The sequence below is a fragment of the Chryseobacterium jejuense genome (assembly GCF_017877355.1).
In the GTDB taxonomy this organism is placed as follows: domain Bacteria; phylum Bacteroidota; class Bacteroidia; order Flavobacteriales; family Weeksellaceae; genus Chryseobacterium; species Chryseobacterium jejuense_A.
Map to the genome: position 1 here is coordinate 275,254 of NZ_JAGIPR010000004.1, position 25,210 is coordinate 300,463.

The 25,210-nt window shown below is 35.2% G+C and carries 24 protein-coding genes; 5 read left to right on the plus strand and 19 right to left on the minus strand.

From position 1 onward, the window contains the following. Positions 1-100: 100 nt before the first annotated feature. The 10 genes from J2772_RS10510 to lpxB form a co-directional block, all read right to left on the minus strand. Positions 101-766, minus strand: a complete 666-nt coding sequence (locus J2772_RS10510; protein ID WP_209916378.1) for a DUF6048 family protein — start codon at positions 764-766, stop codon at positions 101-103. Beyond that, positions 732-1,208: a DUF6452 family protein gene (locus J2772_RS10515; protein ID WP_209916379.1), complete on the minus strand. Its 477-nt coding sequence runs from the start codon at positions 1,206-1,208 to the stop codon at positions 732-734. Before J2772_RS10515 ends, J2772_RS10510 begins: the two co-directional genes overlap by 35 nt. A gap of 68 nt (positions 1,209-1,276) precedes the next feature. Then, entirely contained in the window at positions 1,277-2,689 is a 1,413-nt protein-coding gene (gene rlmD, locus J2772_RS10520) for a 23S rRNA (uracil(1939)-C(5))-methyltransferase RlmD (protein WP_045501145.1), read from the minus strand. A gap of 109 nt (positions 2,690-2,798) precedes the next feature. Continuing rightward, complete coding sequence (locus tag J2772_RS10525) at positions 2,799-4,328, minus strand: TlpA family protein disulfide reductase (protein WP_209916381.1); 1,530 nt, start codon at positions 4,326-4,328, stop codon at positions 2,799-2,801. 309 nt (positions 4,329-4,637) lie between these two features. After that, the gene (locus J2772_RS10530; RefSeq protein WP_045501147.1) at positions 4,638-5,405 is read right to left on the minus strand and encodes a succinate dehydrogenase/fumarate reductase iron-sulfur subunit; all 768 of its coding nucleotides are present in this window, start codon (positions 5,403-5,405) and stop codon (positions 4,638-4,640) included. 24 nt (positions 5,406-5,429) lie between these two features. Further along, positions 5,430-7,442 (minus strand): fumarate reductase/succinate dehydrogenase flavoprotein subunit, encoded by a 2,013-nt coding sequence (locus tag J2772_RS10535; protein ID WP_209916383.1) that lies wholly within the window; start codon positions 7,440-7,442, stop codon positions 5,430-5,432. A gap of 15 nt (positions 7,443-7,457) precedes the next feature. Next, on the minus strand, positions 7,458-8,120 hold the full coding sequence (locus tag J2772_RS10540) for a succinate dehydrogenase cytochrome b subunit (RefSeq protein ID WP_209916385.1): 663 nt from the start codon (positions 8,118-8,120) through the stop codon (positions 7,458-7,460). Positions 8,121-8,266: 146 nt separating this feature from the next. Continuing rightward, positions 8,267-10,021 (minus strand): ComEC/Rec2 family competence protein, encoded by a 1,755-nt coding sequence (locus tag J2772_RS10545; RefSeq protein ID WP_245365203.1) that lies wholly within the window; start codon positions 10,019-10,021, stop codon positions 8,267-8,269. Positions 10,022-10,183: 162 nt separating this feature from the next. Beyond that, positions 10,184-11,275 carry a glycoside hydrolase family 99 protein gene (locus tag J2772_RS10550; RefSeq protein WP_209916388.1) on the minus strand — a complete coding sequence of 364 codons (1,092 nt, stop codon included), beginning with the start codon at positions 11,273-11,275 and terminating at the stop codon, positions 10,184-10,186. Between the two features lie 33 nt (positions 11,276-11,308). Continuing rightward, a complete protein-coding gene (gene lpxB / locus J2772_RS10555; RefSeq protein ID WP_209916390.1) occupies positions 11,309-12,412 on the minus strand; it encodes a lipid-A-disaccharide synthase in 1,104 nt (367 codons plus the stop codon). 146 nt (positions 12,413-12,558) lie between these two features. Between lpxB and J2772_RS10560 the strand changes: the two genes are divergently transcribed. Together J2772_RS10560 and J2772_RS10565 are read left to right on the plus strand one after the other, a co-directional pair. Continuing rightward, entirely contained in the window at positions 12,559-13,068 is a 510-nt protein-coding gene (locus J2772_RS10560; protein ID WP_209916392.1) for a DUF2480 family protein, read from the plus strand. 196 nt (positions 13,069-13,264) lie between these two features. Beyond that, the gene (locus J2772_RS10565; protein ID WP_209916394.1) at positions 13,265-13,918 is read left to right on the plus strand and encodes a DUF937 domain-containing protein; all 654 of its coding nucleotides are present in this window, start codon (positions 13,265-13,267) and stop codon (positions 13,916-13,918) included. A gap of 58 nt (positions 13,919-13,976) precedes the next feature. Here the strand turns inward: J2772_RS10565 and J2772_RS10570 are convergent, their stop codons facing one another. Further along, positions 13,977-14,096 (minus strand): 30S ribosomal protein THX, encoded by a 120-nt coding sequence (locus J2772_RS10570; RefSeq protein ID WP_209916396.1) that lies wholly within the window; start codon positions 14,094-14,096, stop codon positions 13,977-13,979. A 214-nt stretch (positions 14,097-14,310) separates the two neighbouring features. Beyond that, positions 14,311-15,705: an MATE family efflux transporter gene (locus J2772_RS10575; protein WP_209916398.1), complete on the minus strand. Its 1,395-nt coding sequence runs from the start codon at positions 15,703-15,705 to the stop codon at positions 14,311-14,313. Positions 15,706-15,890: 185 nt separating this feature from the next. Between J2772_RS10575 and aspS the strand changes: the two genes are divergently transcribed. Both aspS and J2772_RS10585 read left to right on the plus strand, forming a co-directional pair. Then, positions 15,891-17,645: an aspartate--tRNA ligase gene (aspS, locus tag J2772_RS10580; RefSeq protein WP_209916400.1), complete on the plus strand. Its 1,755-nt coding sequence runs from the start codon at positions 15,891-15,893 to the stop codon at positions 17,643-17,645. A gap of 265 nt (positions 17,646-17,910) precedes the next feature. Then, complete coding sequence (locus J2772_RS10585) at positions 17,911-18,216, plus strand: hypothetical protein (RefSeq protein WP_209916401.1); 306 nt, start codon at positions 17,911-17,913, stop codon at positions 18,214-18,216. 12 nt (positions 18,217-18,228) lie between these two features. On the opposite strand, the gene J2772_RS10590 is transcribed toward J2772_RS10585, so the two are convergent. Then, positions 18,229-19,497: an adenylosuccinate synthase gene (locus J2772_RS10590; protein ID WP_209916403.1), complete on the minus strand. Its 1,269-nt coding sequence runs from the start codon at positions 19,495-19,497 to the stop codon at positions 18,229-18,231. 323 nt (positions 19,498-19,820) lie between these two features. Beyond that, positions 19,821-20,393 carry a Crp/Fnr family transcriptional regulator gene (locus J2772_RS10595; RefSeq protein ID WP_209916404.1) on the minus strand — a complete coding sequence of 191 codons (573 nt, stop codon included), beginning with the start codon at positions 20,391-20,393 and terminating at the stop codon, positions 19,821-19,823. Between the two features lie 221 nt (positions 20,394-20,614). On the opposite strand from J2772_RS10595, the gene J2772_RS10600 reads away from it, so the two are divergent. Then, positions 20,615-21,160: a hypothetical protein gene (locus J2772_RS10600; RefSeq protein ID WP_209916406.1), complete on the plus strand. Its 546-nt coding sequence runs from the start codon at positions 20,615-20,617 to the stop codon at positions 21,158-21,160. A gap of 78 nt (positions 21,161-21,238) precedes the next feature. On the opposite strand, the gene J2772_RS10605 is transcribed toward J2772_RS10600, so the two are convergent. The 5 genes from J2772_RS10605 to J2772_RS10625 form a co-directional block, all read right to left on the minus strand. Further along, positions 21,239-22,084 carry a mechanosensitive ion channel family protein gene (locus J2772_RS10605; RefSeq protein ID WP_209916407.1) on the minus strand — a complete coding sequence of 282 codons (846 nt, stop codon included), beginning with the start codon at positions 22,082-22,084 and terminating at the stop codon, positions 21,239-21,241. Positions 22,085-22,406: 322 nt separating this feature from the next. Beyond that, on the minus strand, positions 22,407-23,141 hold the full coding sequence (locus J2772_RS10610) for an SDR family NAD(P)-dependent oxidoreductase (protein WP_209916408.1): 735 nt from the start codon (positions 23,139-23,141) through the stop codon (positions 22,407-22,409). A gap of 228 nt (positions 23,142-23,369) precedes the next feature. Continuing rightward, a complete protein-coding gene (yajC, locus tag J2772_RS10615) occupies positions 23,370-23,735 on the minus strand; it encodes a preprotein translocase subunit YajC (RefSeq protein ID WP_209916409.1) in 366 nt (121 codons plus the stop codon). Positions 23,736-23,745: 10 nt separating this feature from the next. Beyond that, positions 23,746-24,255: a DUF1573 domain-containing protein gene (locus J2772_RS10620; protein ID WP_209916410.1), complete on the minus strand. Its 510-nt coding sequence runs from the start codon at positions 24,253-24,255 to the stop codon at positions 23,746-23,748. 1 nt (position 24,256) lies between these two features. After that, positions 24,257-25,162: a transcription antitermination protein NusB gene (locus J2772_RS10625; RefSeq protein WP_209916412.1), complete on the minus strand. Its 906-nt coding sequence runs from the start codon at positions 25,160-25,162 to the stop codon at positions 24,257-24,259. Between the last annotated feature and the right edge of the window lie 48 nt (positions 25,163-25,210).

The window sequence follows — 25,210 nt, forward strand, 5'->3', positions numbered from 1 at the left end:
CTCCCTTAATGATAATCCGTATATAAAAAACAAATAAGCCTTGGGAAATTTCCCAAGGCTTATTGATATGATAAATAATAAATTCGTTATTGAATATTCATTAGAATTTATAGGCGATATTCCACGCGAATCCCATATTAAATTTTGAAGAGCTTTTTCCAAACCCCGGAATAATCATTGGAGAAATATTATCCTGTTTAGAAGTATAAGCTAAATAACGCGGCTGTAAATTGACATCTATATAAAAATTAGAGTCAAATAACTGCACTCTTCCTCCCAAAGTTCCTTCCAGCCAGAAAGAAGATTGTGATGATGCTGGAAAAGCTACTGAAGAGCTACTTCCGCCATACCCTCTAACAGGAATAGCCATATATTCCTGATTATAAAATGATCCAGCTACTTTTCCGCCTGCATAAAACCCATTGAATTCATTTTCTTTATCCTTAGCCAGCATATAGAATGCACCAAGTTTAACAAAAGGGCCATTCGCTTTAGCATCATAACCATTTTTCTGGTATATATTTTTTTCAAACCCTGCTTCTGCAATGGCATGAACACTTCCATTAATTTTGGAAGAAATAAATCCCTGGTATAGTTTTCTGTCTGAAAAAAATCCTACTCCGGCATTCAATACATCGAACCCAACCATAAAATTAGGTTCATATTTCCAGTGAGTTTTTTTTACTTCTTTCTTTTTTTCTTCCTGTGCCCACGTTAAGATCCCGAACAGGCTACAAAACAAGGTAAAGATTAGTCTTGTCTTCATTCAATATTTGATTTTGTCCGTTTTCCACGCTTTGAACAGGATCAGGAGTTATTAATTCTGAGCTTACATTCTCATATGTCTTTTTAGCGCCACATCCCGGAGACACATATGTTGCCTGAGTGGTATATTTAACTCTTACTTTTGCTTCTTTGCTTTTAGTAGAGGTTTTAAAGTAAATATCCGTATAAGGCGAATTATCTACTCTTAAAGGAATAAGCCTTGAATCTATTTTTGTCTGCCATCCAAGATCTACCTTTCCAGAACCATAGTCTACCACTACAGATAATGAGTCAAGCGTTGTTTCTTTACCAGATTCTGCTGATCTGAAGGCAACCTTCATTCTTGGAGTTCCTTCACCGCTTTCACAAATATCATCATCACTCCCGCAGGAATAGAACATTCCCACCAGGCAAAGCATTATGAGAAATTTAAAATATTTCATTTGTATATTTTTTTTAGTCAGATGGAACTGGCATTTCATATTAAGATTTAAACTCAAATTTAATTAAATTATTTTTTAACCAGCAATGCTATATTTTCTACGTGATGAGTTTGTGGGAACATGTCTACCGGTAATATTTTTACTACTGTATAATGTTCTTTCATCAATGCCAGATCTCTAGCCTGTGTTGCTGAGTTACAACTTACATAGACTACTTTTTCCGGAGCTAATTTTAAGATTTGCTCAACTACTTTTTGGTGCATACCATCTCTTGGCGGATCAGTAATCAAAACGTCTGCTTTTGGATGGTTCTCCATAAATTCATCATTAAAGACATTTTTCATATCTCCACAATAGAAAGTTGTATTGGTAAGACCATTTAATTCAGCATGTTCAATAGCTGCATCAATAGCTTCCTGAACAGATTCTATTCCGATTACCTGTTTTGCGTTTCTTGCCACATACTGAGCAATGGTTCCTGTTCCGGTATATAGGTCATATACTACTTCATCACCTTTTAGGTCTGCAAATTCAAGTGTCTTTCTGTATAATTCCAACGCTTGCTTATAATTGGTCTGGAAGAATGATTTCGGTCCGATTTTAAACTTCAGGCCATCCATTTCTTCCATTAAATATCCTTCACCAAAATATACATTAATATCCAGGTCGTAGATAGAGTCATTGGCTTTTGGATTAATAGCATACACCAATGTTTTGATCTGTGGAAATTTCTCAAGGATATATGCAAAAAGCTTCTCTCGGTTTTCTTTTTCTTCTCTAAAAAGCTGGAATAATACCATCCATTCTCCTTTAGAGTTTTGTCTCATCATTAAGGTTCTCAGGAATCCTTCATGGTTTCTTACATCAAAGAAATCCAATCCGTTCTCAACAGCATATTCTTTTACTGCCAGTCTGATGGCATTAGAAGGATCTTCCTGCAGGAAACATTCTTTAAGGTCTAAAATCTTACTCCACATTCCTGGAATATGGAATCCTAAGGCGTCTTTACTTCCAAAATTTTCCTCAGAGCTGATTTCATATTGAGTAAGCCATCTTGCATTGGAGAAAGAAAACTCCATTTTGTTTCTATAGAAATATTGCTCTTGTGAGCCCAGGATTGATACGGTTTCAAAATCTTCAATCCCACCAATTCTTTTGATATTGTTATATACTTCTTCCTGTTTGAAATCAAGCTGCTTTTCATAGCTCATATTTTGCCATTTGCATCCTCCACAAGTTCCAAAGTGAACACATTTTGGTTCTGTTCTGAAAGGAGACTTTTCCAAGACCTCTACCGCTTCTCCTTCATAATATTTGGATTTGGCTTTTTTCACTCTTACATTGACAATATCTCCCGGAATTGCCCCTGAAACCAATACTGTTTTACCATCTTCCGTTTTCCCGATTGCCACTCCTTTTGCTCCGGCAGTTAACAGCTTTATATTTTCAAGAACTAAATTTTTCTTATTCTTTCTGCTCATTCTAAAATTTTCTATTTTTCCTAATCGAAACTTTAAAAGTTTCACTTTGCAAAAATACAATAAAAAAAACCTTATCCGAGGATAAGGTTCTGATCTATATTAAAGTTTATTATTTTGTAGGTGCTGGCTGAGGATTTGCTTGCTGTTGTGCAGCAGGATCAATCTGCAATTGTGGCTGCACCTGTGCATTTGGATCTACTTTTGGAGCTGAAAGCCCTGTTAGTTTATCTAAAATAGTTACCAGTTCCTGCTCACCAAGGTTTACAAATGATCTACTGGCAATTTTTCCATCTTTATCAACAATAACAAAGCAAGGTAATTTAAATCCGTATACTCCATATTTTTTAGCAATATCAGACTCCATTCCTTTTTCTCCGTATACATTTACTCCTTGAATACCTTTTAATAATGAATTGCTAGTTTTAATAAACTGATCTTTTGTATCATCTACGTTTACAAAAACAAAGTTCATTTTGGTTTTGTAGAAATTAACAACTTCTTTTAAAACCGGTACTGTAGCTTCTCCAATATAAGGATTCCATGAAGCATAGAAGAATAGCATATAAGGTTTTCCTTTATTTTCAGAAAGCTTGTATGCTTTTCCATCCTGTTTTACTAAAGCAGCTTCCGGAGCTACTTCTCCGATTTTAAGACCTGTAATTGCCATCTGCATTTTTAACAGATCATTTTTGATGGTAGCGTCTTTGATATCCGTATCAATTAATTTTTTGATTTTATCAATATTTGCAGTTGTAGTAGTTGGATGGATATCAGCCTGAGCCATTACAAATGCTAAAAGATAATCTTTCGCTGTTTGGGAAATATCTTTTTTAGTGCTTAAATATTTAGCAAACATTTCTGAAGTGGTAATTCCAGTTTTATTTTTACTGTTTGCTTCTGCATATTTCTGGAAATCAGGAGTCATTTTCACAAGAAGATATTGTCTGTAAAGTGGAATAGTTTTCACCATAGCCTCTTTATCATTATCCAGTTTAGCCTGATAGTCCGTTAAAGCCTTGGAAGGTTTATAAGACGGATTACCTGCCATAGCACCGTGAGACATTTCATAATTGGCAAGAAGGTTAAGAACGGTTACTTTAATATCGTTTTTCTTCCATTCCAAAAGTGCTTTGCTAGGATTATTTTTAGCTGCAAGATCATCAACATTTTTATTGATGTCTGCTTCTACTTTTTGCATCCCTTTAACGAAAGCTGATTCATCTCCGGCCATTAATTGTCTCAGGTCAATTTTATTACCATATTCGCCTAAGAACTTCTGAGAGGCTGTAAGGAAATCGTTATTCTTTTTAGCATCTCCTGTAATAACATATTCGTTAGGGAATGTCATTGCATTTCCTGAGATATTTACTTTTTGTCCTCCTTCAAGGTAGATCAGGTTTTGTTTGTTAGCATAATTGATAACATACATTCCGTCTTTAGGAGCTTCAAAGCTTCCTGAAAAGTTACCCTCTTTATCAAGACCGATATTAATTAAAGGTAGTGTTCCTACTCCGGAAGCTTCTACAAATTCGATTCTTTCTAATGGTGAGCTTCCTGTAATTTTTCCTTTTACTTCTACTTTTTTTGAACAAGACATCACGAAGATCGCAATGATAAACAATAAAAGATATTTTTTCATTTCAATTTTTAATATTACACAAAAATACGCTTTTTAGGGCATGTTAATTCACACTGATAATTTTTTTTAAAAATTTTATTACTACCAGTAGAAAGTGATGTTCAATTATTTTATCAATCAATTTTTTACTGGTAAAAACAATGGATATGATGTACTTTTACATCACTCAACTGCCCTCCAAATATATACTTATTCAGCAAAGTAAACCTAAGATCTGTTAATAAGTTAACAAACTTTAACAGCTAAACAGCCTATATAAAAAAAATCGCCCCCGAAACGAGGGCGATTTTTAAGTATTTTGAATCAATTCTATCCTTGATCTACAAGAGCAGACATGTATTCTCTGTTCATTCTTGCGATATTCTCAAGAGAAATACCTTTAGGACACTCAACTTCACAAGCACCAGTGTTTGAGCAGTTTCCGAATCCTTCTTCGTCCATAGCTTTCACCATGTTTAGAACTCTTCTCTTAGCTTCTACTCTACCTTGAGGGAGTAATGCATACTGAGAAACTTTAGCTCCCACGAATAGCATTGCTGATCCGTTTTTACATGTAGCCACACAAGCTCCACATCCGATACAGGCAGCAGCATCCATTGCTTTGTCTGCATCTTCTTTAGGAACAGGAATAGCGTTAGCATCCAATGTATTTCCTGAAGTGTTCACAGAAATGAAACCACCTGCGGCCATTACTCTGTCAAATGCGCTTCTGTCTACCATTAAGTCTTTAATAACAGGGAAAGCAGCACTTCTCCAAGGTTCAATAACGATAGTTTCTCCATCTTTGAACATTCTCATGTGAAGCTGACAGGTAGTAATACCTGTATCAGGACCATGGGCTCTACCGTTGATGTAAAGAGAACACATACCGCAGATACCTTCACGACAGTCGTGATCGAAAGCGATAGGTTCTTTACCTTCGTTAATTAAATTTTCGTTCAGGATATCCAACATCTCCAAAAATGAAGAATCTGTAGATACATCTGATATTTTGTAGGTCTCAAACTGACCTTTAGATTTATTATTTTTTTGTCTCCAAATTTTCAGCGTAAGATGTAAGCCTTTTTTTGCACTCATAATGTTATATTTATAGGTTGGAGATTATTTGTAACTTCTAGTTTTAACCTCGATGTTGTCGTAGATCAGTTCTTCTTTATGCAACACTTCCGCATTGATATCTGCTCCCTGATATTCCCAAGCTCCAACGTATTTGAAGTTTACGTCGTCTCTTTCCGCTTCCCCGTCCGGAGTAGCGTGATCCCAACGGAAGTGACCACCACAAGATTCTTCTCTGTTTAGCGCATCGATAGCCATTAATTGTCCTAATTCAAGGAAGTCTGCTACTCTGAATGCTTTTTCAAGCTCAGTGTTCATTCCTTCTCCTTCACCAGGAACTTTTACGTTCTTCCAGAAGTCGTTTCTTACTTCTTCAATTTCTTTGATTGCTTCTTTTAACCCTTCCGGAGTTCTACCCATTCCTACTTTATTCCACATAATGTGTCCCAATTTCTTGTGGAAGTGGTCTACTGAATGAGTTCCTTTATTATTAATGAAGAAATCAACTTTATCTTTAATTTCTTTTTCAGCTTCGTCAAACGCTGCTGAGTTGGTAGGAATTGCTCCTGTTCTGATATCTGCAGAAAGGTAATCTGCGATTGTATAAGGTAATACGAAATATCCGTCTGCAAGACCTTGCATCAATGCAGATGCTCCAAGTCTGTTAGCTCCGTGATCAGAAAAGTTTGCTTCACCAATTACGAAACATCCCGGAATTGTAGACTGAAGGTTATAATCAACCCATACACCACCCATTGTATAGTGAACTGCAGGATAGATCTTCATTGGAGTTTTGTAAGGATCATCAGCAGTAATCTTTTCGTACATTACGAATAGGTTACCATATTTCTCCTCAACCCAGCTCTTACCAAGATCATAGATCTGCTGATCTGTAGGATTGTGAATATGTTTTTCAATAGCGGCTTCTTTACCTTTTTTCATGATCTCTGTAGAGAAATCCAGGTAAACACCTTCCTGAGTATCATTATTTTCGATTCCGTATCCAGCATCACATCTTTCTTTAGCTGCTCTTGAAGCAACGTCTCTCGGTACAAGGTTACCGAATGCAGGATATCTTCTTTCTAAATAGTAATCTCTATCTTCTTCTTTAATGTTTTCAGGTCTTAATTTACCTTCTCTGATGGCTACTGAATCTTCAATCTTTTTAGGAACCCAGATTCTTCCTGAGTTTCTTAATGATTCAGACATCAAAGTTAATTTAGACTGCTGAGTTCCGTGAACCGGAATACAAGTAGGGTGAATCTGTACGTAGCAAGGGTTTGCGAAGTAAGCTCCTTTTTTATGGATTTTCCAAGCAGCAGAAACGTTAGATCCCATTGCATTGGTAGAAAGGAAATATACGTTTCCATAACCTCCTGAAGCAATAACAACTGCGTGAGCAGAGTGTCTTTCAATTTCACCTGTTACAAGGTTTCTTGCGATAATTCCTCTTGCTTTTCCGTCAACAATTACTAGGTCAAGCATTTCATGACGATTGTACATCTTGATTCTTCCTTTACCGATCTGACGGCTCATTGAAGAATATGCACCTAATAATAACTGTTGTCCTGTTTGTCCTTTTGCATAGAACGTTCTTTTTACCTGAACCCCACCAAATGAACGGTTATCTAGCTGACCGCCATAATCTCTACCGAAAGGAACTCCCTGAGAAACACACTGGTCAATAATATTTGCAGAAACTTCAGCTAATCGGTAAACGTTAGCCTCTCTTGCTCTATAGTCACCACCTTTAATGGTATCATAGAATAATCTGTAGGTAGAGTCACCATCTCCTTGGTAATTCTTAGCTGCATTAATCCCTCCTTGAGCTGCAATAGAGTGTGCTCTTCTTGGAGAATCCTGATAGCAGAATGCTTTTACATTATATCCTTGCTCAGCTAAAGTAGCTGCAGCAGAACCTCCTGCTAAACCTGTACCTACAACAATAATATCAATCTTATCTCTGTTGTTTGGTGCAACAAGGTTCATATGATCTTTATGATTTTTCCACTTGTCTTTAAGAGGACCCGCTGGAATTCTTGAATCTAATTTACTCATACTAGTATATTGATATTATTGAGTTATAAAATGAAAAACTGCCACGATGATAAATCCTGCCGGAATAAGGATAGAATACCATGTTCCGAAAGCCTTAATCACAGGCGTGTATTTTGGATGTCTTGCTCCGATAGACTGGAATGAAGACTGAAATCCGTGAGCTAAGTGTAAGCCCAATAGTATAAAAGAGATCACATATAAAGCGACTCTCCAAAGGTCAGCAAACTTCTCATGAAGCTCTGGCCAGAAACGTTCTGAATCAGGAGCTATTCCCTCTACATACTTATAATTGATTTCATGTAACCAGAAATCATATAAGTGAAGCGCCAAGAAAGCCAACACAACTGCCCCCGAAATAATCATATTTCTGGACATCCATGAAGAATTTACAGCAGCATTGTTTGATGCATACTTTATTGGACGCGCTTTATTATTCTTGATCTCCAATACAAATCCCATCGCAAAATGGAATATTACTGCAAAACCAAGAATAGGCTGCATTAAGAACTGCACAAAAGGATTATAGCCCATAAACTCAGATGCTGTATTAAATGCATCCCTGTTTAGAACTGATAACAAATTGGTTGTCAAATGCAGTATAAGAAAAACCAGCAAAAACATAGCTGATAATGCCATAGCGTATTTTCTACCTATCGTAGAACTCGTTAAACCTGCCATATAAGTTTAAATTTGAATTTCCCACAAAATTAAGAAATGTTAACAATATCGAAAAGTGAGAAATCTCACAATTAGACAGTTTGTAACCTTTCTAAATAAGAGCCCTGCATGTTGTTAATAAAGGAAAACAAAAAAATCATAAATCTTTATTCCATATCATAAATCTGATCTCCAAAAACTATTTTTTTAGTTGAAAAAGGAATCCGTTTTATTTCAAATTGATCTATTCTTCTGAAAGAACAATAAGGTTCAATGATATATTGTAAAACCTTTTCTCTATCTACCCTATCAGGAATCCAAAAACAGACATTATTTCCTTTCTTTATGGAGAGGATTTTATTCTTATGAAAGGAATACAAAAGTACTTCTTCCTTCTGATTTTCAACAATATTACATCCGATTCTTATCATCAAGAACACCAAAATAGTGATTATGAAATTCATTGAATTTTTAAAGTTTATTTTTAAAATCAATGCTCTTAACAAATATATTGCCATTGAGATGGCTAATACTTCAATCAGATTCATCGGAATACTTTTAATTAATACCATATCTGCTCCGGCAAACCAGTGAATAACCTTCAGAAGTATTTGTATAACTCCATCATACAATTTATTAATAAAACTGAAATCCAGACCAAAGGCAATAAGAAAGGTCATCAAAAATGAAAACACAATAATCACTTCAGAAAAAGGAACAATAATAATATTGGCAATAATCGAAACAAATGAAAACTGGTGAAAATAATACAGGACCAACGGAAGCGTTGCCAACTGGGCTGACAAGGATATTGTAATGGTATTAAAGATTAGTTTTTTTAAATAATTATCTGCTCTTGGAAAATATTTTAAAAGTGGCTGATTCAACCAAAAAATTCCTAATACCGCCAAAAAACTAAGCTGAAAACCCACATCAAAAAGCTGCTGAGTGTCAAGAATTAAAATAACAAATGCTGACAATGCCAACGAGTGCAGTAAATCTGGTTTTCTCTGTAATAAGACAAAAATAAAATACACACTTAACATGATACATGACCTAAGCACCGAATTTCCAAAGCCGATAAATAAAGCAAACAACCAAATAAACATCAAACTTAAAATAATTGAATATTTCCTGAATTGCAAAGGAATACAACGGACCATTAAAAAATAAAAAAGTCCGAAAATAATCACAATATGAGTTCCGGAAATAGCTAATAAGTGCACCAGCCCAGATCGGTTGAAATCTTGTACAGTACCCATATCCATTTCTGTTCGGTCTGCCAGGATAATTCCTTTCAAAAATGTCTGAGTAGTTCCGGACATATCTGTTTTATCTATTTTCTGTAAAACGTTGAGTCTGTATTGCCGGATTTGTTCAGCAGAACTTAAATCATTCCGTTCTACAGCAGAAAAATCTTTCGAAAGATAAATTTGATAGTCAATATCCTTTCGTTTAAGATATTTCGCATAATTGAATTGAAAATCGTATTGGGGCTGCCGAGGCTGTGTGATATAGGCTTCAGCTTTATAATAATTCTTATAATCTAATTCTTTATGATTTTTCGGAATATAAATAATTGAATTAAAACTTTTTTTTCCTAGTTGAGCTATTCCTTCATACTTTTTATATTTTTCTGTTGAATTTAATTTCTGGGAAATTTTAAAAATAATTGTCTCCCTTTTATTCGCAGAGATATTAACTTTTGGAGAAGGATTATTAAAGAAATGAAAAACTAAACCCATTCCGAAGAAAAGTGCCCCAAACAAAATAACCCTGGTTTTATGTAAAAAATAAGTATTGAAGAATATAGAAATTAAAATTCCAGTTTCAATGATAGCCACACCATAAATCCCTTCTTTTCCCAATAAGAAATAATCCTGAAAAAAAATTCCAAGGATAAAGCATATAACTAAGATCAATAGGGGTTCCTTATTCAATTCCAATTAAATATATCACCAAGATAAGAAATTGAGCATCTGATTGTTATCACTGTAATTACTAAATAAAACACCCTGCTATCTTCAAAGAGATTAACAGGGCGCTTATTTTTTTGCTATGAAATTACGTTTAGATAAAAAGTTTTACTTTCCTTTCAAAAACTTATCTGCTAAACGCTTTGTTTCTTTGATGTACATCCATGGATCTTTTCCATAGTTTTCGTAGATGAATCCTTTTATCTTTTTAGGAATTGCAGGTTCTATCTGTGTTCCCTCATGCCATTCGTTAAATGAAGTAATTCCTATAAATTCAGGGTTAATTTTAATGGCTGCATCAAACATTCTTTCATAATATTTTCCATCTTCTCTGCTTTTAAAATTAGCTTCATTCCAAGGTCTGATTCTAGTATCTGAATAGCCTGGGCCCACGCATGGGATAAAAATAAGATGATGATCTTTTGCATATTGAGCCATATACTCCCAATTAGAAGTTGTGCTTCCAAAAACAAAACCTTCACTGGCAAAATAAGTGTAGAAACCATCAAAACCGGAAGTATCAAAAAAAGCTGAATCATTTTTCTCTACCCATAAACCGATGTAATAGCCATCTAATTCTGTATTACGTATTGTTTTCTCTCCGTTTTTAGAAAGCAGTTTCGACCACTCTTCCGGAGCTATTTTATAACTGTCATATACATAATACAAAGGTTTTCCATCTTTTTTGTAAAAGGCATGATGATGAGCATATGTTTTCACAAGATAAGAAAGCTGATCTTTAAGTTCTGTAACAGATTTATAGAACGGTTCTATATGAAAGGCTATTTTTAAATTAAAACGGTCAGCAATATCCAGATACTGCATCACACTTTTATCGGTAAAAGAATCTTTTCCCAGCCAGCTTACCACCACAACACCTACACCAGCCTCTTTCATCATCTTCATGTGTTTTTCTATGACCGTTCTATCATTAGAACTGTAATTACCCAATGCCGGATAAAAGTTGGCCCCAATATCTTCCCCTCCTTTGTAATTTCCGAGATTATTCCATTTAGGGTTGCTCCAATGAGGGATAATTTCATGATTCCAATGCTGCAGGTCGCCATCAGTTTTCTGGTTTCCATACCAACCATAATAGAATATCTGAACTTTATCTTTCAATACAGCTTCTTTCTGAGCAAAACTTATTGAAAAAATTGTACAGGCAATTAATAATAGAAAATTCTTTAGATGTTTCATGGTAATGAAGGAATTATATTTCCGGAATTCGTCTCAGACTTTTAAAATCACCTCAGCAGCATGATCGCTGGCCCCTTTGCCACCAAGCTTTTCTCTCAAAAGGCTATAGTCATTCAGGACCTGTTCTCTTTTCCCTCCTTCTAAAATTTTATTGAGCTCATCCACCAGATTCTTAGTATTGAGATCACTTTGGATAAGTTCTTTCACCACTTCTCTATCCATGATAAGATTCACTAACGAAATATAGTTGATATTTTTAACTAATCTTTTGGCAATGGCGTAAGAAACAGCACTTCCACGATAACATACCACTTCAGGAATATTCAGCAGAGCGGTTTCTAAAGTAGCAGTTCCGGAGGTTACCAGAGCTGCTTTGGAGCATCTCAACAGATCATACGTTCTATTCGAAACAAAGTGTACATTATCATCCACATATTTCTCATAAAATTCCTTAGGCAGGCTTGGTGCTCCGGCAATTACGAACTGATAGTCTTTAAAGTGCGGCCTTACGGAAAGCATGATTTCAAGCATTTTCTCCACTTCCTGTTTTCTTGAACCCGGTAAAAGTGCAATAATTTCCTTTTCGTTCAGTTCATTTTCTTTTTTAAAACCATCAATACTGATTTCCTTTAAATCAGAGATTGCATCCAATAAAGGATGCCCTACAAAGTGTGAATGAACCCCATGTTTTCTGTAAAAGTCTTCCTCGAACGGAAGAATGACCATCATTTCATCCACATATTTCTTGATAATCTCTACTCTACCTTCTTTCCAGGCCCAAAGCTGTGGTGAAATATAATAAACAACCTTAATACCCAATTCTTTAGCAAATCTAGCTATCCTTAGATTAAAGCCAGGATAATCTACCAGAATTAAAACATCAGGTCTGTTGTTCTGAATATCTTCTTTGCAGAATTTAATATTATTTAAAATCGTTCTCAGATTCATGACTACTTCCAGAAATCCCATGAATGCCAGATCACGATAATGTTTCACCAGTGTCCCGCCCTGAGCTTTCATCAGATCACCGCCCCAAAACCTGAATTCCGCCTCTGGCTCCTTTTGTTTGAGGGATTTCATCAAATTGCTTCCATGAAGATCACCGGAAGCTTCTCCTGCAATAATGTAATATTTCATTTCTTTCGAAATCTTTATTTGTTTTAATAACCATCAGAAACAGCCTGCTCTTTCGAATCATGGGCAATCTCTATAGTAAGGATAGAGAACAAATTAAAATGTATATTGATCTTAATTCGTAAATTTGTTCAAAGATAATGATAAAAATGTCAGAAGAATTTGAAATCCGAAATAAAGTTGCTGAAAGCGGCCTTGTGAATTTTGACCTTACCACTTTACTTCCAAAAGGGGAAAGAAAAGGTATTGACCTTAAAGATTTTCTTTTTCAGGAAATGATCCTGAAAGAAAAAGATTTCCGTGAAAAGGTGGAAGCCATCAACGTGGAAGAATATAAAGATTCATACATCTATATATACAATTCTGTAGACACGATTATTCCGCTTTGGGCTTATTTTGTACTTACTGCAAAATTAACTGATGTCACTAAAAAAATTGTGTTTGGAAACCGCGAGGATTTGGAAGTTATCCTAATGCATAATGCAATCCAGACTTATGACTTCGGAGATATGAGAGGAAAAAGAGTTCTGGTAAAAGGATGTTCAGATAAGGAAATTCCTGAAAATGCATATATAGAACTGGTAGAACAGCTAAAACCTATTGTAAAATCTCTGATGTTCGGAGAAGCATGTTCTAATGTTCCCATCGTAAAGAACTAAGAATGAATTCGTAATTTTATACTTTATTGTTGATTAATTTCTTTTTTTAATTAAACCATATCTTTCATTAAAAAAGGAGTAAAGTCTTCTAAAACAGAGATCAGAAAACTTTAACAATAATTATGAATCCGAAAAATTTTGTGAGACATATTTTTTGATAACTTTGAATCAATTAATACTTTAATAAACACAAAAAATGAGCTTAATAGACCTACTTACAGGGAACACTAGCAACCAGGTTGCTGAACAGGCTGAAAACAAATTCGGAATCAATAGAAATCAGGTAATTGCTTTATTAGCAGTAGCCACTCCTCTTATCATTTCTTACCTAAGAAATAAATCTCAGGATGCCAAGGAAGCTGAAGCGTTAAACAGTGCTTTAGACAAAGATCATAACGGAAGCATCTTAAACGATCCTTCACAAATTGAAGCCAGACAGGCTGAGGGTGGATCTATCCTTGACCATATTTTTGGTGGACAAAAGAGCACAGTAGAAAATCAGTTATCACAAAATACTGGAATTTCAATAGATAAGATAGGACCTATTCTTGCAATGCTGGCACCGGTTGTTATGGGATATATCGGCCAACAAAAACAACAAAGTAATGTTGGAGCAGGAGGTTTAGGTGATCTTTTGGGAGGCATCTTAGGAAATGCCTCTAATCAGGCACAGTCTCAACAATCTAACCCATTAAATGACATCCTCGGAAGTGTTTTGGGCAATGGACAAGCTCAATCATCAGGAAATCCTTTGAATGATATCTTAGGAAGTGTACTGGGTGGTAGCGGAAACCAACAGCAACAAGGTGGCGGGCTAGGAAACATCCTTGGAAATATTTTTGGAAAATAATTAATTTAATTTTTAATAAAAAAGGGCGGAGAAAATTTTTTCCGCCCTTTTTATATCATTACTTTTTAGATTTATCTTCAGATGCTGCAAAAGATTTTGAAGCCTTTCTTGGTCTTCTTTTTCCGTAATTTCCGGAATTAATTTTACCTCTTCTTGATTTTTTGTCTCCTTTTCCCATAGTAATAAGTATTTGTTGTTATTACGAATTTAGGGAATACATCATTAATATCCAACCATTTAAGCTGTTAAATTTTCATAAGAAAGGAAAATGGGAGCTGGAAGATGGGAGTACTGCCAGTCATTAATTCTAAATTCCTTTGATAAATCTATTATATGAAAAGATGACCATTTGTATTTTAAACTTCCTACTTCCATCTCCCCGCTTCCTGCTCTTATACTTTAATCGTTTTCCATTTTCCTTTTCTGAACAGAATAAAAGCAACTATGGTAATCAGCGTTTCTGCTGCAGGGATTGAAATAAATACTCCTTTTGGTCCCATTTCCAGATATTTTGAAAGGAAAAAAGCTAAAGGAATCTGAAACAGCCAGAATCCGAAAAGATTCACCCATGTTGGTGTCCAGGTATCTCCTGCTCCGTTGAATGCATTAATCATTACCATTCCGATTCCATAGAAAACAAAACCTATACTCATAATATGAAGCGCATTTTTAGCAAAATTCTTAATTTCTATTTCCTGAGTAAAGAAACTCACTAAAAAATTACCGAAAAGCACAAATATTAAGCTTACAATCAACATGAAGATCACATTATATTTCACTGTTTTCATGACAGACTGCTCTGCTCTTACCATTTCATTCGCTCCCATATTCTGTCCCACTAATGTAGATGCTGCATTACTTAATCCCCAGGCTGGAAGTATAAAGAACATCATTAACCTTAGGGCTGTCTGATAACCTGCAGAAGCATTTTCACCACCTGTAGTGGCTACCAGTTCTGCTAGAAAGATCCAGCTACATGAAGCGATCACAAACTGAAAAATTCCGGGAGTAGCAATTTTTATGATAGATTTAATTAAACTATAATCTGCTTTAAAATAAGGGAGTTTAATCCGGATTTGTGTATCTGCCACCAAAAGATGGTACAGTTGGTAGATCACCCCAATACTTCTCCCAATAGTAGTTGCCAAAGCTGCTCCGGTAAGGCCCATTGCTGGAATAGGTCCAAAGCCTTTAATCAGAAGAGGACAGAGAATAATGTTCGCAATATTGGCAATCCATAAACTTTTCATTGCAATCATTGCATTTCCCGCTCCTCTAAAAATCCCGTTAATAAGGAATAAAAGCATAATGATTGTACTGCTTCCCATCATAATTCTCGTAAAGTCTTTTCCATAAGCAGCGGCTTCCGGTCTTGATCCCATCAGGATCAGAATTTCTTCCGCATAAACAACACCTAGAATACTTAAAACAAGCGTTATCGCAAATGACACCAGCAATACCTGGGCTGCACTTCGGGAAGCCTGTTCCGGGTTTTTCTCCCCAATTCTTCTCGATACCATTGCTGTTGCCGCCATACTCATTCCAATTGCAATAGAGTACATGATGGAAAGCACAGACTCTGTAAGCCCTACAGTCTGAATCGCGAAACCACTCTCTTTCAGATGCCCCACAAAATACAGATCTACCAATGCAAACACCGACTCCATAGCCATTTCCAGCATCATCGGAATGGCCAGAAGCAGAACAGCACTTCTGATATTTATCTTCGTAAAATCGGTTTCTTCTCCACGAAAGGCTTTTTTAAAAAAGTCAATATATTTAGTCATTGCTCTGTTTATAATTTATATATCCTCAAAAATACAAATCTGGTTTGTAGTAAGTCTTAGCAATTGGCAATAAAAATTAATCAGAAGTTTTTTTATTTATAAAACCTGCAAAAATCTTATCTTTGCCAACGAAAAATTCAGGGTTCAAAATAGAACCTTAAACATTGAACTTTAAACAAATAATTATGTTTCGATCACACACCAACGGAGAACTATCTCTGAAAAATCTGAATGAAGAAGTTACACTATCTGGATGGGTACAGACTATCCGTGATAAAGGATTTATGATTTGGGTAGATCTTCGAGATCGTTACGGAATTACCCAGCTGGTCTTTGATCAGGAGCGTTCTTCTGCACAACTGATGGAAGAAGCTAAAAAATTAGGCCGTGAATTTGTTATCCAGGCTACCGGAAGAGTTATTGAAAGAGTAAGTAAGAATCCTAATATTCCTACAGGAGAAATTGAACTTTTAGTTGAAAAATTAACGATCCTAAATGATTCTCAGCTTCCTCCCTTCACTATTGAAGATGAAACAGACGGTGGAGAGGAATTAAGAATGAAATACCGTTATCTGGATATCAGAAGAAATCCGGTAAAAGATAAGTTGATCTTCCGTCACAAAATGGCTCAAAAGGTAAGAAATTATTTATCAGATGAAGGTTTTATTGAAGTAGAAACTCCTGTTTTAATTAAATCTACTCCGGAAGGAGCAAGAGACTTCGTGGTTCCAAGCAGAATGAACCCAGGACAGTTTTATGCATTGCCACAGTCTCCACAAACTTTCAAACAGCTTTTGATGGTAGGTGGAATGGATAAATATTTCCAGATTGTAAAATGTTTCCGTGATGAGGATTTAAGAGCAGACAGACAACCGGAATTTACACAAATCGACTGTGAGATGGCTTTTGTAGAACAGGAAGATGTAATGAACGTTTTCGAAGGAATGACTAAAACTCTTATTAAAGATATTACAGGGCAGGAATTCGGTGATTTCCCAAGAATGACATATGCAGAGGCAATGCAGAAATACGGAAATGATAAACCGGACATCCGTTTCGGAATGGAATTCGTAGAACTTAACGAGCTAGTAAAAGGAAAAGACTTTAAAATATTTGATGAAGCAGAATTGGTTGTCGGAATCAATGTAGAAGGATGTGCAGAGTATACAAGAAAGCAAATTGATGAGCTTGTGGATTGGGTAAAACGTCCACAGATCGGGGCTTCAGGTATGGTTTGGGCTAAATTCCAGAATGACGGCGTGAAGACCTCATCAGTAAATAAATTCTATAATGAAGAAGATTTAACAAAGATCATCGAAAAGTTCGGGGCTAAGGAAGGAGATTTAATGTTGATTCTTTCCGGAAACGAGAACAAAGTAAGAGCTCAGCTTTCTGCATTGAGAATGGAGCTTGGTAACCGTTTGGGATTAAGAAAAGGCAACGTATTTGCACCACTTTGGGTTGTTGACTTCCCTCTATTGGAATGGGATGAAGACTCTGAAAGATACCACGCAATGCACCACCCTTTCACTTCTCCAAAACCAGAAGATATCCATTTATTGGAAACTGATCCTGGAAAAGCAAGAGCCAACGCTTACGATATGGTACTTAACGGTAACGAAATCGGAGGTGGATCTATCAGAATTTTTGACAGAGATCTTCAATCAAAAATGTTTGACCTGTTAGGATTCTCAAAAGAAGAAGCGGAAGCTCAGTTTGGATTCTTAATGAACGCATTTAAATACGGAGCTCCACCACACGGCGGGCTAGCATTCGGATTTGACCGTTTAGTAGCTATTCTGGATGGAAATGAAGTAATCAGAGATTATATTGCATTCCCTAAGAACAACTCCGGACGTGATGTTATGATTGATGCGCCAGCTTCTATTGCTGATGTACAGCTCGATGAATTAGAGTTAAAATTAGATTTAAAAGCATAAATTTAAAGCGGGGCATTTGCCCCGCTTTTTTATTATGAAAACCCTTATTCAGCTCCTTTCTTTAATTAACTATGTATCAGCTTTAGGAATTGTGATATCTATAATACTGGTACTATTAAAAAAAGTAATATACTATCCTCCCAACACAATAAATGATGCTAAAGAAAAATCTTCAAAATATCTATCCATATTTGGAGTATTTCTTTCATTAACTATTATTTGTACTATAGGCAGTAAAGCACTTATAAAACATGATTTCCAAAGAATGCTGAAAGAAAATAAGATTACTTTAGTAGAAGTCAACGGGTTCCCCTTCGCTCAGGAAGATGCCGCTGACCTTTTTATAAAATTTGAAGGTGATCCCGGACGCTTTCATTGTGAGTCTTATCCAGGATATATTACCTTTGAAAATAATGAGTTAATTCCTATTGAAGTTATTCAACATTGTTACGAGGAGAACAAGTACATTATTGTCTCGAAGAAGTATACAACTGATGCTACGATTGGAATCATAACGACTTCTAAATTCAATTATATAAAAAACAAAATTCCTTTTACAGATCAACAATAGTTGTCGGGAAAATTATTTCATCTTCAACATCTCTTCTCTTCCCGGCCCTGTAGAAAGATAGCCCACAGGAATTTCAAGTTCTGTTTCCAGAAAAGTAAGAAAATCTTTTACCTCTTTTGGAAGCGCTGAAGGATCTTTAATTACTGAAAAATCTGCTTCCCAGCCATTCAGCCATTTGAATATTGGTTTTGCATTTTCAGGAAGGGTTCCGGCAGTAGTTTCAATAGTTCCGTCTTCCAATTCATAATGAGTACAGACTGCAACTGATTTTAATCCACTTAAAACGTCTGCTTTAGTCAGAACCAATTGAGTAACCCCATTAATCATTACAGCATATCGTAAAGCAGGAAGATCCAACCATCCGGTTCTTCTCGGACGACCAGTGTTGGAACCAAACTCATTGCCCTTTGTTCTGATTTTCTCACCCATCTCATCAAACAACTCCGTTGGAAATATTCCGTTTCCTACCCTTGTACAGTACGCTTTGGCAATACCATAAATCTCACCGATCTTTTTCGGAGAAATTCCCAATCCGCTGCAAGCCCCGGAAGCAGTTGTTGAAGAAGAGGTTACATAAGGATATGTTCCATGATCGATATCCAACAATGCAGCCTGGGATCCTTCTGCTAAAATAGTTTTTCCATCCTTTACAGCTCTATTCAGGAATAGTTCAGTTTCTGTACAATTGAATTGCTTTAAAAACTCAACCGCATCAAAAAACTCTTCACGAATTGATTGTAAAGATGGTAATTCCATCCCACCTTCAGACAAAAACTGGTAATCTCTTTCCAGAATACGCTCTATCCTTTCTTTAAAGTCCGGTGAATACATATCCCCAATTCTTACATTCTGTCTTAAAATTTTATTTGAATAGGCCTGAGCAATACCATTCTTTGTTGTTCCTATAGTGGTGTAAGCCGGACTTTCTTCCATGAAAACATCCAGAAGCTTATAAGTAGGTAATACAAAATGAGCCTTTTTAGAAATAATAAGATTTTTCTCAGGCTGAAGGGCTTCATCGAACTTCTTTAAATTCAGAATTTCATTTTTAAAGCTTATCGGATCAAGAACAGTTCCTGTCCCAATAACATTCTGCACTCTTTGCATAAAAATTCCTGAAGGAATCATTTTAAGGGTTATTCTTTTCCCGTTTCTTTCAATACTATGTCCAGCATTCGAACCGCCATTGAAGCGGGCTGCAATATCATAATTTTCACTGATAAGATCAATAAACTTTCCTTTTCCCTCATCTCCCCATTGAAGTCCTAATACAATATCCATATCATTATTTTTATGGTACAAAGCTATGGCAGTTTGAAAAAGAGGCCATTGCCATTTGACAAAAACGTATTGGTGTGAATATACAAGAGAGATATTTATAAATAGGAGACAAGAATTGGTTCTAGCCTTGTATTTTTAATATGAATCGTATTGACTGGGTTTTGGCTAAAGCCGATGGAAGATTTTAAAATGACTGAACGAAGGGGCTAAAGCCTATCCCCATTGACTATTACCAATTCATATATTTAATTTTGCTAGAAAAATAAGATCTATAGAAGTTACATTCTAATCCTTACACTTATTTTCTACTTTAAGAGACCGCATTACTCATTAATATTCCTCCTGATCCTGCTCAATGAAGAAGGAGTCACCCCAAGATAAGAAGCTAACATAGACTGTGGAACTCTATTGGCAAGTCCCGGATAATGATTTAGAAAGTGAATGTATCTGGATTTTGCATCCTGATTGAGCATAATGCTTGCGACTTTAAGCTTATTTTCCGCAACAAACCCATGAATTCTGGCAAATAAGACAGGCCATATTGCAATTTTCTCCTCTAATATTTTAAAATGACTGAGATCAATAACAAGTAAAACAGCATCCGTAATAGCTTCTATATATTCATGAGCAGGAAGCTGATCTGTAAATCCTTGAAAATCTCCGATAAACCGGCCTTCATAGATAAAATAACGGGTAAAATCATCTCCCTCTTTATTATAATACAAAGAACGAAATACCCCTTTCTTTACAAATGCAATCTTTTGGCTTACTTTCCCTGCTTCTACAAAAATCTCACCCTTTTTTACAGAAATTTCCTGAATACCTTCTGCAATTAGAAACTCATCCTGTGCATTCAGCAATCCAAATTTTTGGATGTAATTAAAAAGTTCTTCCATATTATTTTATCCACAGATTGTGGAAAGATAAAGGTATAAAAGTAGAATGTAAAAACAATTGCCATTTGGTAAAAAACAAATTGACAGCTCATAATAATCTGAAAAAACAGAAAAAACAGCTTAAAACCTTTTTAGGAAAGGAGATTTGTATAGTAAAGACATTGAAGTAAAGAATAGAATATTGATTAATTTCTATACTTTTACTCTCAAAACTTTAACCAATGGATGAATCTATTAAACTGAAAGTTCCTTTTAATGAAAATAGGGAACGAGAGCACCAAAAATTTTTCTTTCACCATACATGGAAAAAAGGGTTTACAGAACTTAAAAAAGCAATATTTTATGCTATCTTATTTCTGTCACTTGGATTTTCTTCTTTAAATTTTATTCAGAATAATCCTGCTTCTACTGTCTTTAGATATGCAGGAGTTATTTTCCTTGGCTATATTTTCTTACTTCTTTATCAATATTTTACCAAAAAAAAGAAGTTTTATCAATCTATTGAAGAACAAATCAATGATTTTAAACGAAAAAATGAGAATACCAGTTTTATAATTCTTGATAAAGAGAATATTACGATGGAGAATTCATTGAGTACAATAGGTACCGTTTGGAGTAAAACCAGCTATAAATTCGTTGATAAATACCTTATTCTAAGTATTCTTAATAACAATCTTAATTTTATTTTTACCGAAACAGACTTTAAAGGAAGTGATTATAAAACTTTCACAAGTTTCCTTGAACAATACTCAAAGCAAGAAAAATAAAGAATAATTCTTATAAAAAAACTCCTGCATTTAAGTAATACAGGAGTTTTTATTATAATTTTAAATCTTGACAGATAATTATTTATTGTAAACATGTATATCTCTCTGAGGAAAAGGAATCCCGATTCCGGCCTGGTCTAAGGCTTCTTTACAATCAATAATAAGATCTTCATTCATTTTCCAGAAGTTTTCAATAGTAGCACTCACTCTTACTGATAAATTAATTGCACTATCACCAAGTGCTGTTACCACTACCTGAGGTGCTGGCTCAGAAAGAGCATATTGATTCTTTTGAATTACTTTCATCAAAACTTCTTTCGTATGTTTAAGATCTGCATCATAAGCAATTCCGATATCCAATGATGTTCTTCTTGTTCCTAACTGTGTAAAATTGGTAATGCTATTGTTGGAAACCACTCCATTAGGAATAATAATTAATTGATTTTGTGGTGTAATCAGTTTTGTATGAAAAATATCAATAGCCTCCACTGTTCCTGAAACTCCTGAATTGGTGGAAATAAAATCTCCTATTTTAAATGGCTTTAATAACAGAATCAGAATTCCACCTGCAAAGTTGGTCAAAGAACCCTGCAAAGCCAGACCTACAGCCAAACCTGCAGCACCAATCATGGCTACAAAGGCTGAAGTCTGCACTCCCAATTGTGTAACTACTACAATGAAGAGAAGAATATTAAGTCCCCAATTGATAATATTAAGAAGGAAGTGCTGTAAAGAAGCTTCCATATTACGTTTTTTGAAACCTTTTGCAACAAGTTTCTTAATCATCCTTATCATCCATGACCCGATCAGGTAAATCAATAATGCAGAAATAACTGCAGTAAAGATTCTCGGAGCCCATGAAATGGCTGAAGTTATCAAGGTATCCCAATGTTTTTGAATGTTGTTCAATTGTAAATCGTCCATTTTTTATACTACTTATTTTTATATACCATTACAGATATTCTTTCCTTAAGTACAAAATTTTAAAATGAATCTGAATAGAAAACATATTTTTTTTCAGAAAAAATCAACCTTAACTCTTTGGAAGTTAAAATCAATAATTATATGCATTACAATAGATTGACAGCAGAACAGATTATTTCTGCTTACTCAATGATTATTTTAGAAATTGAATCTTGCCAGGAAGAATAATTCGGGGCTATCATTACAAAAAAAATACCGAAGTCTCTTTTTCAGAAAAAAAATCTTTCCTGAAAATAAATTTTGAACCGTAAAAATTAAAGAATTATGGTAATTTTGCTGCTAAGCTTTCTGGTAAAAGCCTCAGGATATGATAAATAATTTTCCATTTAAAATTAGGAACAATGGTAAAGGAATTCCCCGCATTCACAATGTATTTCGCTACATAATCAGGCTCCATAATTAAGGACTCATTAAGTTCCAGCCCTTCATTGATCTTTGTGCGAATATAGCCTATCACTAAGGCATTAACAGTTATTTTTCTGGATGCTAGCTCCTGTCTTAATCCCGCCAGATATTGAGTGAATGCAGCCTTGGTACTTCCGTAAACAAAATTACTTTTTCTTCCTCTTACTCCGGATAATGAAGATAGTCCGATGATTCTTTCCAGATTTTTATTGCTTTCATCCATAGCAATAATGCTCAGAATAGACACTCCGCCCATGTAATTAACCTCCATCATTTGTTTGGCTCCTTTAAAATCTCTCAAAGCCTTTTGATTATCCACAAGAAAACCTGCAGAATACACAGCGATATGAGGCTTTACAGCAAGTTCGTTATAAAACTGTTGATGAGAATCAAAATCTGCAGCATCAAAATACAGCACCGTCACTTTATTCTGATCCAGATTATTGGATCTAATAAAATCTTCCAGTGATTTTGTATTTCTGGAAGCCGCCATTACAGAAAATCCTTTTTCAAGGTATTGGATAATGCATTGTTTTGCTACATCTGAATTGGCTCCTAAAATGAGAACAGTTTTGCTTGTGTTTTGATTCATATGGCAAAGATAATTTTTTATTGAATATTAATTTTACTGATGCTTTCACAAATCGGTTTATGTAGTATCTTATTTTCAGAATAAAAAGCCATTGTTTACGAGATGTAGTCAATGACATTGATATTTATTGTAATGTTCTGCTTATAATAAATGAAAGCTATATAAAAAAATTGCGGCGGGTGAACTTCGTTCACCCGCCGCAGCTAAATATTTTCAGACTGAATTAAATTATTTCTTTTCTTCAGTTTCTGTCTCTTTTTTATCCGCTGGTTTATCAGCAGTTTTTGCTTTATCTCCGAAACGGCTTTCTGTCATTTCTCTGGAGACAGCTGCTTTTTCAAATTTCAGTTTTCCGGATAATGTTTCGATTACAAAACCGTCATCCTGAACCTGAGCAATTCTTCCGTGAAGACCAGAAGTAAGGACTACTCTAGTTCCTACTTTAAGGGTTTCCTGAAAGTTTTTTTCCTGCTTTTGCTTCTTCATCTGAGGTCTAATCATCAGGAAATAAAACCCTACAAACATCACACCCATCATGATCAGCATCATAGATGAAGAACCCTGTGGCTGTGCCTGTAAAAATAATGTCAACATATTTTAAAAATTATGGTTGAATGTTCGCAGTGAACGTTAATTTGATTGGAGACTTTTCTACGTTTGCAAAAACATCTGCATACTTCTGAACGTTGCCATCAAAGCTTGAAGAGTCGAAATGCAATGTAATTTTTCCTTTTTTACCAGGCATAATAGGTTCTTTTGTAAAATCAGGAGCAGTACATCCGCATCCAGGCTTTACTTCAGAAATCACCAATGGATTTTTTCCTGTATTGGTAACTTCATAAACGTGCTCTACTTTATCTCCTTTTTTAATTTTTCCAAAATCGAAGTTGCTTTCAGATAAAGCGATAGAAGTAGATGGTTGGTTAGAAACTGGTGCCGCAGGAGCTTCTCCTGTTACAGATGTAGCAGCAGAGTCAGCTGTTACTGGAGTTCCTACAGCTGTAGAATCAGTAGCTACAGCTTCAGGGCTTTGAGTTTCTTTGTTTTCTTTCTTACATGAAACTAATCCAAAGCCTATAATTGACAAGGCGATAATTGATAACGTCTTTTTCATTTTATATTCTATTTTGATCTTTACAATATTTATCTAAAATACCATTAATGAAGATATTCGAACGGTCTGTAGCAAACACTTTTGCGATCTCGATATATTCATTAATAATTACTCTTGAAGGCGTGAAGGCGAAGTTATCAAGCTCTGAAATAGCAGTTGACAAGATCACTTTGTCCATCAGGGAAATTCTTTCAAGATCCCAGTTTTCCAATCTTTCTTCCAGCTTTTTCTCGTTGTTTTCCCAGTTGTTCAGGGTATCTTTCAATAATTTAGCTGCAAAACTCTTGTCGTCTTCATCTTTAATCATTTTGATTAAAGTTCTGCTTTCTTCATCTTCTCTTAGGAATCCAATTGTTTTCTGTACCATGGAATTGGCAATATGGATGTCATCATACCATGAAAGTTCTTTATCTCCAAGATAATCGTGGAAATCATCATTTTCAGCAATATATCTTAAAAATAATTTCCCGATAAACTTCTGATCTTCTTCAAAAGAATATCCTTCTTCTTTCATGAAATCCTGATAACGTTTTCCCGCAGTAATTCTTTGGAAGGTCTTTACCAATAAATCATCATGCATATCCCATTTCAGCTGCTTGTGCTGACCTGTGAAGAACAATCTTTCTGGATTTTCCTCCAGCTTAAGCAATACCTGGTTGTTGATGAATTTTTGGTTAGGATTGATGTCTGCATCGGTTTTAAGATACTTGTTCTTCCCGATTTCAATCTGATGTTCTGCTAAGTCTTTAAGTCCTACTAAAAAATTAAGCTGATAGATATAGAGATAATAGATTTTCTCTATTCCAGCGAACATGTTTTTCTCTAAAACATCAAATTTTACAGGGTTCTGGTAGTATGAATACACCGCCTGTACTACTTTTTCACGAATTTGTCGTCTTCCTAACATTCAAAGAGCTTTTTAATGAGTGCAAAGATACAAAATTTAAAATTGATG

Coding starts and splice junctions, on each gene's coding strand:
- J2772_RS10510 (WP_209916378.1), bottom strand. CDS start 766: ATGAAGACAAGACTAATCTTTACCTTGTTTTGTAGCCTGTTCGGGATC.
- J2772_RS10515 (WP_209916379.1), bottom strand. CDS start 1,208: ATGAAATATTTTAAATTTCTCATAATGCTTTGCCTGGTGGGAATGTTC.
- rlmD (WP_045501145.1), bottom strand. CDS start 2,689: ATGAGCAGAAAGAATAAGAAAAATTTAGTTCTTGAAAATATAAAGCTG.
- J2772_RS10525 (WP_209916381.1), bottom strand. CDS start 4,328: ATGAAAAAATATCTTTTATTGTTTATCATTGCGATCTTCGTGATGTCT.
- J2772_RS10530 (WP_045501147.1), bottom strand. CDS start 5,405: ATGAGTGCAAAAAAAGGCTTACATCTTACGCTGAAAATTTGGAGACAA.
- J2772_RS10535 (WP_209916383.1), bottom strand. CDS start 7,442: ATGAGTAAATTAGATTCAAGAATTCCAGCGGGTCCTCTTAAAGACAAG.
- J2772_RS10540 (WP_209916385.1), bottom strand. CDS start 8,120: ATGGCAGGTTTAACGAGTTCTACGATAGGTAGAAAATACGCTATGGCA.
- J2772_RS10550 (WP_209916388.1), bottom strand. CDS start 11,275: ATGAAACATCTAAAGAATTTTCTATTATTAATTGCCTGTACAATTTTT.
- lpxB (WP_209916390.1), bottom strand. CDS start 12,412: ATGAAATATTACATTATTGCAGGAGAAGCTTCCGGTGATCTTCATGGA.
- J2772_RS10560 (WP_209916392.1), top strand. CDS start 12,559: ATGTCAGAAGAATTTGAAATCCGAAATAAAGTTGCTGAAAGCGGCCTT.
- J2772_RS10565 (WP_209916394.1), top strand. CDS start 13,265: ATGAGCTTAATAGACCTACTTACAGGGAACACTAGCAACCAGGTTGCT.
- J2772_RS10570 (WP_209916396.1), bottom strand. CDS start 14,096: ATGGGAAAAGGAGACAAAAAATCAAGAAGAGGTAAAATTAATTCCGGA.
- J2772_RS10575 (WP_209916398.1), bottom strand. CDS start 15,705: ATGACTAAATATATTGACTTTTTTAAAAAAGCCTTTCGTGGAGAAGAA.
- aspS (WP_209916400.1), top strand. CDS start 15,891: ATGTTTCGATCACACACCAACGGAGAACTATCTCTGAAAAATCTGAAT.
- J2772_RS10585 (WP_209916401.1), top strand. CDS start 17,911: ATGCTGAAAGAAAATAAGATTACTTTAGTAGAAGTCAACGGGTTCCCC.
- J2772_RS10590 (WP_209916403.1), bottom strand. CDS start 19,497: ATGGATATTGTATTAGGACTTCAATGGGGAGATGAGGGAAAAGGAAAG.
- J2772_RS10595 (WP_209916404.1), bottom strand. CDS start 20,393: ATGGAAGAACTTTTTAATTACATCCAAAAATTTGGATTGCTGAATGCA.
- J2772_RS10600 (WP_209916406.1), top strand. CDS start 20,615: ATGGATGAATCTATTAAACTGAAAGTTCCTTTTAATGAAAATAGGGAA.
- J2772_RS10605 (WP_209916407.1), bottom strand. CDS start 22,084: ATGGACGATTTACAATTGAACAACATTCAAAAACATTGGGATACCTTG.
- J2772_RS10610 (WP_209916408.1), bottom strand. CDS start 23,141: ATGAATCAAAACACAAGCAAAACTGTTCTCATTTTAGGAGCCAATTCA.
- yajC (WP_209916409.1), bottom strand. CDS start 23,735: ATGTTGACATTATTTTTACAGGCACAGCCACAGGGTTCTTCATCTATG.
- J2772_RS10620 (WP_209916410.1), bottom strand. CDS start 24,255: ATGAAAAAGACGTTATCAATTATCGCCTTGTCAATTATAGGCTTTGGA.
- J2772_RS10625 (WP_209916412.1), bottom strand. CDS start 25,162: ATGTTAGGAAGACGACAAATTCGTGAAAAAGTAGTACAGGCGGTGTAT.